At 59.8% G+C, this 9,766-nt stretch carries 8 protein-coding genes; 7 read left to right on the top strand and 1 reads right to left on the bottom strand.

The genetic code is table 11. From position 1 onward, the window contains the following. The 6 genes from I8746_RS13360 to I8746_RS13335 form a co-directional block, all read left to right on the top strand. Positions 1–3,631, top strand: a 3,631-nt coding sequence (locus tag I8746_RS13360) for an immunoglobulin-like domain-containing protein (protein ID WP_259674141.1), incomplete at its 5' end; no start/stop codon positions are given. 145 nt (positions 3,632–3,776) lie between these two features. Further along, positions 3,777–4,118 (top strand): hypothetical protein, encoded by a 342-nt coding sequence (locus tag I8746_RS13355; RefSeq protein ID WP_003255921.1) that lies wholly within the window; start codon positions 3,777–3,779, stop codon positions 4,116–4,118. Positions 4,119–4,316: 198 nt separating this feature from the next. Next, complete coding sequence (locus I8746_RS13350) at positions 4,317–5,216, top strand: TauD/TfdA family dioxygenase (protein WP_003255919.1); 900 nt, start codon at positions 4,317–4,319, stop codon at positions 5,214–5,216. A 17-nt stretch (positions 5,217–5,233) separates the two neighbouring features. Then, positions 5,234–6,253 carry an ABC transporter substrate-binding protein gene (locus I8746_RS13345; protein WP_003255916.1) on the top strand — a complete coding sequence of 340 codons (1,020 nt, stop codon included), beginning with the start codon at positions 5,234–5,236 and terminating at the stop codon, positions 6,251–6,253. A 6-nt stretch (positions 6,254–6,259) separates the two neighbouring features. Beyond that, positions 6,260–7,123 carry an ABC transporter ATP-binding protein gene (locus I8746_RS13340; RefSeq protein ID WP_003255915.1) on the top strand — a complete coding sequence of 288 codons (864 nt, stop codon included), beginning with the start codon at positions 6,260–6,262 and terminating at the stop codon, positions 7,121–7,123. 14 nt (positions 7,124–7,137) lie between these two features. Then, the gene (locus I8746_RS13335; RefSeq protein WP_011953178.1) at positions 7,138–8,001 is read left to right on the top strand and encodes an ABC transporter permease; all 864 of its coding nucleotides are present in this window, start codon (positions 7,138–7,140) and stop codon (positions 7,999–8,001) included. 117 nt (positions 8,002–8,118) lie between these two features. On the opposite strand, the gene I8746_RS13330 is transcribed toward I8746_RS13335, so the two are convergent. Beyond that, a complete protein-coding gene (locus I8746_RS13330; RefSeq protein WP_003255912.1) occupies positions 8,119–8,679 on the bottom strand; it encodes a WYL domain-containing protein in 561 nt (186 codons plus the stop codon). 207 nt (positions 8,680–8,886) lie between these two features. Here I8746_RS13330 and I8746_RS13325 point away from each other — a divergent pair, with 207 nt between their 5' ends. After that, entirely contained in the window at positions 8,887–9,681 is a 795-nt protein-coding gene (locus I8746_RS13325; protein WP_011953180.1) for a tetratricopeptide repeat protein, read from the top strand. Positions 9,682–9,766 lie beyond the last annotated feature (85 nt).

Raw genomic sequence — 9,766 nt, 5'->3', positions numbered from 1 at the left:
CGAGATCACTTACACCATCACGCTGACCAACAAAGACGGCCTGCCGATCAACAACCACAGTGCATTGACCTTCACGCTGAGCGACGGCAAAACCGTCATCACCGTGCCGGCTAATGGCACCGTGGGCACTGCCACCGTGGCTGCCCCGGACAACGTCTACGTCGGTACCAACGACCCTGTGATCAAATCGATCGCAACCGTTGAAGGTGCGGATGTCGGCAAGTTCGAGCAACTGACGCTGGACAAGACCCCGGTCAGCACCGCTGTGACCGACGAACCAGGTACGGGAACGCCGGGCACCGGCAACCAGGGTGACGTCACCATCGTTGGTATTACCGGCACGTCTTCTCTGACCGAAGGTGAAACCGGCCAGTACACGCTGACCCTGAGCAACGCGTCCAAGTCCGAAGTCACTATCACCCTTAGCTACAGCGGTACCGCCAAAAACGGTGATGACTTCACCGGTGTTGCGACCGTGAAGATTCCGGCCAATAGCACAGGCACGACGTTCAACATCGCTACCATCGATGACAAACTGGTCGAAGGTACCGAGAACTTCGTCGTGAAGATCGAAGCCGCCACGGGTGGTAACTTCGAGAACCTGCAGGTTGATAGCAGCAAATCGAGCGTGACGACCACCATTCTCGACAATGACCACCTGCCGGTTTCGCCTGGCGGCGCAGTATTTGGCGTGGAGGACACCGATTACGTATTTGCCTGGAGTGATTTCAAAGTCACTGATGCCGATGGCAACACTAACCTGTCTGTGACCATTACCTCGCTCCCGGCCGCCGGCAACTTGCAGTTCTTCAACGGTACTGCATGGGTGAATGTGGCCGTTGGCCAGGTGGTCAGCCAGGCTGATATCACTGCCAAGAACCTGAAGTTCGTTCCGGCCCTCAACCAGTCGGGTGCGGACAACTACGGTGGTACTGGCGTGGGTAACCAGAAGGCTGACTACGCCCAGTTCAAGTTCAAGCCGAACGATGGCACCAACCTGGGCAGCGAAGTGACCATGAAGGTCGATATCAGCCCGGTTGCCGACAAACCGACCCTGAGCTTCGGCAGCGCCGATATCGAGTCCAAAGGGCTGACCAAGGAAGTCTGGACCAGCCTCAAAGGCCTGGGTACTGGCGGCAACGGCATTACCGGCGAGGATCTGAAGACGGTCTTTGCCAACTCCGGCAGCGCGAACTCCAGCAGCACCACGACCAACGTGCAGTCCGATGGCAGCGTCACCGCTGGCACCGGTTCGAAAACGTCGGGCCTGATCTACCTGGAAGCCGGCAAGGTCTATACCTTCAGTGGTTTGGCCGACGACAGCTTCGTGGTCACCATCGGTGGCAAGACTGTAGTCACGGCCACCTGGGGAGCCGGTGGCGGGGTGTCGGGTACCTTTACCCCAAATACCAGCGGCTACTACCCGATCGAGGTCTACCATGCCAACCAGTCCGGTCCAGGCAGCTATGACCTGAACATCCAGGTAGGCTCCGGTGCCGTTACCGACCTGAGCAGCTCGAACGTCAAGATGTACCAGAACGTGACCGAGATGGCGAACGCAGGCCTGGGCGTGTCCGACCTGCACACCGTGAATGGTCAGAGCTACTACGACGGCTACAAGCTCAACGAAGGGCCTGAGGGTGGCTCGGTGAAACTGGTCGGTATTTCCACCGCCCTGACCGACACTGACGGCTCCGAAAGCCTGAACGTGACACTCAGCGGTATCCCGAAAGGTACCGTGTTGAGCGATGGTGCAGGCCACACGGTCACGGTTGGTACTGCCCCGGTCGATGTGACAGGCTGGAAACTCAGCAGCCTGACGCTGACCCCGCCGGCCTATTACAAAGGCTCGTTCGACATCACGGTTACCTCGACTGCCACCGAAAGCCTGGGCGGCTCGGCCATCACCACCGGCAATATCCCGGTGACGGTGTACGCTGCGACCTACAAGGCCAGTGTGGGTACCTCGGGCAATGACACGATGACCGGTAGTGAAGGCAACGACATCATCGTCGCTGACGTATCCGGGCTGAACGTGGTTCAGGGCAAGAACTACAACATCGCCTTCATGGTCGACAGCTCGGGCAGTATGAGCGACAAGTCGATTGCCGACGCCAAGACGCAGTTGGCCTCGGTGTTCAACACGCTCAAGGCCAGCCTGGGCTCGGACACCTCGGGTACCGTAAACATCTTCCTGGTCGACTTCGATACCCAGGTAAACAAGAACGTGGCAGTGAACCTTGCCGACCCGGATGCTTTGAGCAAGTTGCAGGCGGTATTGAACTCGATGGTGGGCGGCTACTACGGTGGCGGTACCAACTATGAAGACGCGTTCAAGACCACGTCCAACTTCTTCAACAGCACCATGGCCACCGGCAACAAAGGTGCGGAGAACCTGACTTACTTCATTACCGACGGTAAGCCAACCTATTATCAGAGCGGTGAGTCCACCAACCCTAGCCTGTGGAAGAATGGCAAGAGCCTGGATGATGTAGTCAACGTCAACAATTACAAGATGGGTGACACGTTCAGCGCCTGGGCCGATGCGACTCACAAGGTCGAGATCAGCAGCAATGGTGTGGTCAAAGTGCTGACCTATACCGAGAACCGCCGCGGTGAGTTGGTGCTTGACTCCACCAAGACGGTCGGCACCCTTCACGCACAAGGTGATGGTACCTATGAACTCTCCAGCCTGGACGGTACCGGCTACGCGGATTACTGGAACTACGTCTACTCGGCCGCAGGTTCTACTGAAAGTTTCGCAGTATTGGGCGGCACCAATGGCTTGAGCAAAGTCCAGGCTATCGGCCTGAACAGCGATGTCACGCTGAACGATCTGAAACCTTACGACAGTGCCGGCAAGCCACAGACCAATATCGACCCGTCCGATTTGGCCAAGGCGATTCTCGGTCACTCCGAAGCAACGGTGCCAGGTGCCGACACCATTGATAGTGGTAACGGCAACGACATCATCTTCGGTGACCTGATCACCCTCAACGGTGTCGTCAGCGAGGGCTACCAGGCCCTGCAGACGTACGTTGCACAGAAGAGCGGTGTTGAAGTCGGTGCTGTCACTACCAGCAATGTTCACCAGTACATCACCGAGCACTACACCGAGTTCGATATCTCCGGTGCCAAAGACGGCAATGACATCCTGTCGGGCGGCAATGGCAATGACATCCTCTTCGGCCAAGGTGGCAGCGACACGCTCGATGGCGGCAAAGGTAACGACATCCTGCTGGGCGGTACCGGCAACGACACCCTGATCGGTGGCCAGGGCGACGATATCCTGATCGGTGGCAGCGGTGCCGACACCTTCGTGTGGAAGGCTGGCGACATCGGTAACGACGTGATCAAGGACTTCAACAAGGCCGAGGGTGACCGTATCGACCTGAAGGACCTGCTGCAGGGCGAGAAGGGCAGCACCATCGACAACTACCTGAAGCTCACCACGGTGGAGGGTACGACCACGTTGCAAGTCAGCAGCGAAGGCAAGCTCAACGCCGAAGGTGGTATCGCCAACGCCGACGTGACCATCAAACTGGAAGGGGTGAACTGGTCCAACCAGACGATCAACTCGTTGATCAGCGGTGCCGATCCGACCATCATCATCCACAACAAGGACAGCTGACAGACTACCGGGGCCGCACAGCGGCCCCGGCTCTTTCCTGCTACCCGCCAACAGCGCATACTCTGGCGCCGGGCCTGCGCGCCCGGCGATCTTTGCCTATGCTGCTGTCTACCAACAAGGAACCAACGTGACGAGGGACATCGCCATGTTCTACGTGCAACGCAACGCCGCCGGCCAGTTGCTGCGGGTGGAAGCAGCCGCGTTTGATCAGTTCACCGAAATGCTCCCTTCAGACCATGCCGATATCCAGGAATGGTTTGCCGATGATGTCGTGGAAAACAGCCTCAACCAGCTCAAACAAAGCGACCTGGACATGATCCGCGTGCTTGAGGACCTGATCGACGTGTTGACCGCCAAGGGGGTGTTCAAGATCACCGACCTGCCCGCCGGCGCGCAGGCCAAGCTGCTCAACCGTTCCACGGCGCGCAAGGCGCTCAGCAGCCTCAATAACCTGATTGACGAAGAAGAGCAGGGCGGGCTGATCTGACTGCAGGACGCTCCCGCGAGAGTGATATTGTTATTCCTTAATGGTATTTAAAATATTGGCTTTATGACTTTATAGTCGCTTTCACTGCGTACCCGTCGACCAATCGATGCGCCGCACGACTTGAACCCACACGGGAAATCCCCGTGCGTTTCTGATCGTTGCGCGCCATTGAGGTCGCGCATTGCGTGGGAGTGAAAAATGTCAGCCGCCTTGAACGCCTTGTCGTCCATCGACAGCGCCCAGCCGCAAGTTTTTGAAGTTCGCCCCTTCTCGGGTGCCGTCGGCGCCGAGATCATAGGTCTGGACCTGGCCAAACCGGTCAGCGCCGAGGATTTCACCCGTATCCATCGCGCCCACCTCGACCACCATGTGCTGGTGTTCCGCGACCAGCGTATCAGCCCGGAACAGCAGATCGCCTTTAGCCGCCGCTTCGGTGAGTTACAGATCCATGTGCTCAAGCAGTTCTTGCTGACTGGCCACCCCGAGATCCTGATCGTTTCCAACATCATCGAAAATGGCCAGAACATCGGCCTGGGTGATGCCGGCAAGTTCTGGCATTCGGACCTGTCGTACAAAGAGCTGCCAAGCCTCGGTTCCATGCTGCATGCCCAGGAACTGCCCAGTGAAGGCGGTGACACCTTGTTCGCCGACATGCATAAAGCCTGGGACGCTGTACCTGATACCCTGCGCAAAGTGGTCGAGGGCCGCAGTGCCGCTCACTCCTATACCGCCCGTTACGCTGAAACCAAATTCGAAGGCAACTGGCGCCCGACCCTGACTGCCGAGCAACTGGCGCAGGTAAAGGAGGTCATTCACCCGGTAGTCCGCACCCACCCGGAAAACGGCCGCAAGGCCCTGTTCGTGAGTGAAGGCTTCACCACCCGCATTGTCGGCCTGCCTGATGATGAAAGCCGCGACGTGCTGCAGCAGCTGTATGCCCTTAGCGTGCTGGAGCAGAACATTTACCGCCACCAGTGGCAGCCCCATGACCTGGTGTTCTGGGACAACCGCTCGCTGATCCACTTGGCCACCGGCTGCCCCGCGCACCTGCGGCGCAAGCTGTACCGCACCACCATCCAGGGCGATGCCCCGTTCTGACGACTGAGGAAACCATCATGCGCAAATCCATCAGCCGCCTGGCGGCAAGCATCGGCCTGGGCGCAAGCCTGGTCGTCGGCAGCCTAGCCGCCCCCGCCGTGGCCCAGGCCGAAGGCAAGATCCGTATTGCCGAACAATTCGGCATCGTCTACCTGCTGCTGAACGTGGTGCGTGACCAGCACCTGATTGAGAAACACGGCAAGGAGCAGGGCATCGACATCGAAGTCGATTGGGCGCAGCTGTCGGGTGGCTCGGCCATCAACGACGCATTGTTGTCCGGTTCGGTGGACATCGCCGGCGCCGGTGTCGGGCCGCTGTTGACCGTCTGGGACCGCACCAAGGGCCGGCAGAACGTGAAGGCCGTGGCTTCGCTGGGCAACTTTCCGTACTACCTGGTCAGCAGCAACCCCAACGTGAAGACCATCGCCGACATCTCCGACAAAGACCGTATCGCCGTTCCGGCGGTGGGTGTTTCGGTGCAGTCGCGCTTCCTGCAGTACGCCGCTGCCCAGCAGTGGGGCGACAAGGAATACAACCGCCTCGACAAATACACCTTGGCCGTGCCGCACCCGGACGCCACCGCCGCACTGTTAGCGGGCGGCACCGAGCTGAACGGGCACTTCTCCAACCCGCCGTTCCAGGACCAGGTGCTGGCCAACAAGGACGTGCACGTGGTGCTCAACAGCTACGACCTCCTCGGCCCCAACTCGCCGACCTTGCTGTTTGCTACTGAGAAGTTCCGCAAGGACAACCCCAAGACCTACAAGGCCTTCGTCGATGCCCTGGCCGAAGCCGCAGACTTCGCCCAGAAAGACAAGGCCGCTGCCGCCGACACCTATATCCGCGTAACCAAGGCCAAGATCGACCGCGACGCGCTGATCAAGCTGATCGACAACCCGCAGTACGAATTTACCGTTACGCCCAAGAACACCTACAAGCTGGCCGATTTTCTCTATCGGGTAGGCGCCATCAAGCACAAGCCGCAATCGTGGAAGGATTACTTCTTCCAGGATGAACGCCCGCTGCAGGGGAGCTGACCGATCATGACCGCCCCATTGCCAGGCCACACGGCCAGCAACCTGAGCCGTGTTGCAGCGCCGCCTTTGCTCAAGGTGGATAACCTCAGCCTCGAATACCGTACCGCGCAACGCGTGGTGCGGGCCACCCATCAGGTCAGCTTCGAAGTCGACCGCACTGATCGTTTTGTACTGCTCGGCCCCTCCGGCTGTGGCAAGTCCACCCTGCTCAAAGCCGTGGCCGGTTTTATCCAGCCGCAAGAAGGCCAGATTCTGCTGCAGGGCCAGACAGTTCGTGGCCCAGGCCCCGACCGCATCGTGGTGTTCCAGGAGTTTGACCAGTTGCCGCCGTGGAAAACGGTGAAGCAGAACGTCATCTTTCCGCTGCTGGTGTCTGGCCAACTCAAGCGTGCGGAGGCGGAGGAGCGGGCGCTGCATTATCTGGAGAAGGTCGGTCTGGCCGCCTTTGCCGATGCTTATCCACACACGTTGTCCGGTGGTATGAAGGCACGTGTGGCAATTGCCCGGGCCTTGGCCACCCAGCCCAAGATCCTGTTGATGGATGAGCCGTTCGCCGCCCTGGATGCGCTGACCCGGCGCAAGATGCAGGAAGAGCTGTTGCTGCTGTGGGAGGAAGTGCGGTTCACCCTGTTGTTCGTCACCCACTCCATCGAAGAAGCGCTGGTGGTCGGCAACCGCATCCTGTTGTTGTCGCCCCACCCGGGGCGGGTGCGCGCCGAAGTGCACAGCCATCAATACGGCCTGGGCAGCCTGGGTGGCAGCGACTTCCAGGCCAGTGCCCGGCGTATCCACCGTTTGCTGTTCGATGAAGCCGATATCCCGGAACAGCCTGACAACCTTGGGTTCAACGATATTCGTATCGCCTACTGACAGGAGCCTCAGCCATGACCACTACACCTGTACGCCAGGAATACGAGGTGCAGCTGGAGCCCCTGCTCAGTGTGCCTGTAGAACGACAACTCCCCTTGGCCCAACGCCTGTGGCAGCAAGGCTGGTTGAGAAAGGCGGTCATATTGCTGGTGATCGCTGTGCTATGGGAAGCCGTTGCCCGCTACCAGGACAATGACCTGCTGCTGCCAAGCTTTCTGCAAACCGCCACGGCGCTATGGGACGGCATGATCAGTGGCGAACTGCCCGCCAAGGTCGGTGTTTCGCTGGTAATACTGCTCAAAGGCTATGTGCTGGGTATCGTCCTGGCCTTTGGCCTGACCAGCCTGGCGGTGTCGACCCAATTGGGCCGAGACTTACTGGGCACACTGACCTCGATGTTCAACCCGTTGCCGGCCATTGCCCTGCTGCCGCTGGCCTTGCTGTGGTTCGGGCTGGGTGACAACAGCCTGATCTTCGTGCTGGTGCATTCGGTGCTATGGGCGTTGGCGCTGAATACTTATGCCGGCTTCCTCGGTGTGTCGGAGACGCTGCGCATGGCTGGCCGCAACTATGGTCTGAAGGGCCTGCGGCTGGTATTGCACATCCTCGTGCCAGCAGCCCTGCCGTCAATCTTGTCGGGGTTGAAGATCGGCTGGGCGTTTGCCTGGCGTACCCTGATCGCCGCTGAATTGGTGTTTGGTGCCAGCAGTGGCAAAGGCGGGTTGGGTTGGTACATCTTCCAGAACCGCAACGAACTGTATACCGACAAGGTCTTTGCCGGGTTGGCGGTGGTGATCCTGATCGGTCTGCTGGTGGAAGGGCTGGTGTTCAATACGCTGGAGCGGTTGACGGTGCGGCGATGGGGGATGCAGCGCTAGCAGGTTAGCCAGTACCGGCCTTTTCGCGGCAGATTGACGCTAGAATCCGCGTCTGCGGGATCTTCGTCCTTGAAAGAGGGGCGAGGCGCCGAACCGCCGCGAAAGACCCTGTACTGGCTACAAATTCTGGTACTGAGCTGCCGCATTGCTCAGAATCCTGCCAATCTCTTCCCGCAAGCCGGCAGGCTGCTCTACCACCACCCTGTCCCCATGGCTCAACAGCCACCAGCGTAATGGCCAGCCGTCACTTACCGTGCCGCGTAACCGATGCCCATGCTCCAGCGCCGTCAGTTGCATGTCGCTGCTCAATGGCGCATCCCGCAACTGCCGCGCCAGTGCATCGCTGATTCGCGCCACCAGCTCCACGCCCTCACCCTGCGATGGCTGCAATGCATCCCCTCGCAGATGTGTCAGCAAGTCGAAATTGCCGCGCAATTCGCCCACGGCACTGGCCGACCAGTGCCAACCGAACGGAATGCTCTTGTCATTGCGCTCCAGCGGGAATATCAGCGAAAGCTCGTTGAGGTCACGCTCGACAGTGCGTTTGCTGACCGTGAACCCCACGTCACGCAGGCGCCAGACCAGCTCGGCGCTGGTTATGCCTGGGGAACGGCTGGGCAACTGGCGCAGCAGCGCCCACTGTCGGCTAAGGGTGGCGCGAGTGGTGGCGAACGGCAAAAGATAACGTCCTTGTCTAGGCTTGCCGCAATAGGATGGCGGCATGCGAGGGGCATGGCAATTGGCCACAGCCTGCTCAGATCAAGGAAGTCGCATTTGGTTGCCTCGTGCCGGTTCGTTCGCGACAGGTTTTGACGTGACATCACGCAGAATCACGCCTCATCACAGCCGAAGGTTGGGGCTGTGCGTCGTTCAATGAGGATGAACATGTCTGTTGCCAGCAATATCCATTCGCTACTTGCCCGCCTTCTGCCCGAGCGGGTCATCGCCCCTCCTGCCCCTGCAGGAAGGCGACAGCGGCTGTTCTGCGGTGTGGGCTTGCCCAGCCAGCGGTCACTGCTGGTCAACCGCCTGGATGAGGCCAACGACCTGCAGGCGGTGTATGTCGACTTGCGTCGCCAGGCATTGCAAGGCAGCGTGTCCGCATTGAACGATCTCGGCTGGATCTGGCTCAACGGCAAGTACTGGCGGGCCGATACCGTGCTGGCCGGGCACCTGTTGCGCATGGCGGCCCTGCAGGGCAATGCTGCTGCCTGGTTCAACCTTGGGCAACAACACTACTTCGGCAAAGGCATCGACCCTTCCTATGTGCAGGCGGCGGAGTGTTACCGGCAGGCCTTCGACCGCGGCATGCTGCATGCCGCCGCCGCACTGGGTGACCTGTATGAGGAGGAGGTGTGCGACGGTGACCTGGAGTGGCAGGTTGACCTGGTGCAGGCCTACCAGTGGTTCATGCGTGGCGCCGAACAGGGCGAGGCGCGTTGTCGTTTTGAAGTGGGCTACCGGCTGATGCATGGGCTGCACGTAGAGGCCAACCTCAAGGCAGCGCTTTACTGGCTTGAGCTGGCAGCAGCGGCGGGGGTGGTGCAAGCGGCAGAGGAGCTGGCGGTGCATTTCAGCAGCCGTGATGCGGTGCGGTATCAGGAGTGGCGGGACCGGGCGGTGCAAATGGGCAGTACATTGGCCTTGACCATGAAGCTGGAAGACCAGATCCAGCCCTGAGTATTTCTCTCCAGTGCTGCACAGGGATTGCGTAGATTCCGAAACCGGTGCAGCCCCTGTGTGCGGGTTTACCCGCGAAGCGCGC

Source organism: Pseudomonas sp. USTB-Z (assembly GCF_019691255.1).
GTDB classification, from domain to species: Bacteria; Pseudomonadota; Gammaproteobacteria; order Pseudomonadales; family Pseudomonadaceae; genus Aquipseudomonas; species Aquipseudomonas alloputida.
Note: the sequence above shows the minus strand (reverse complement) of the source record. Positions and strands in the feature narration are given on the sequence as shown.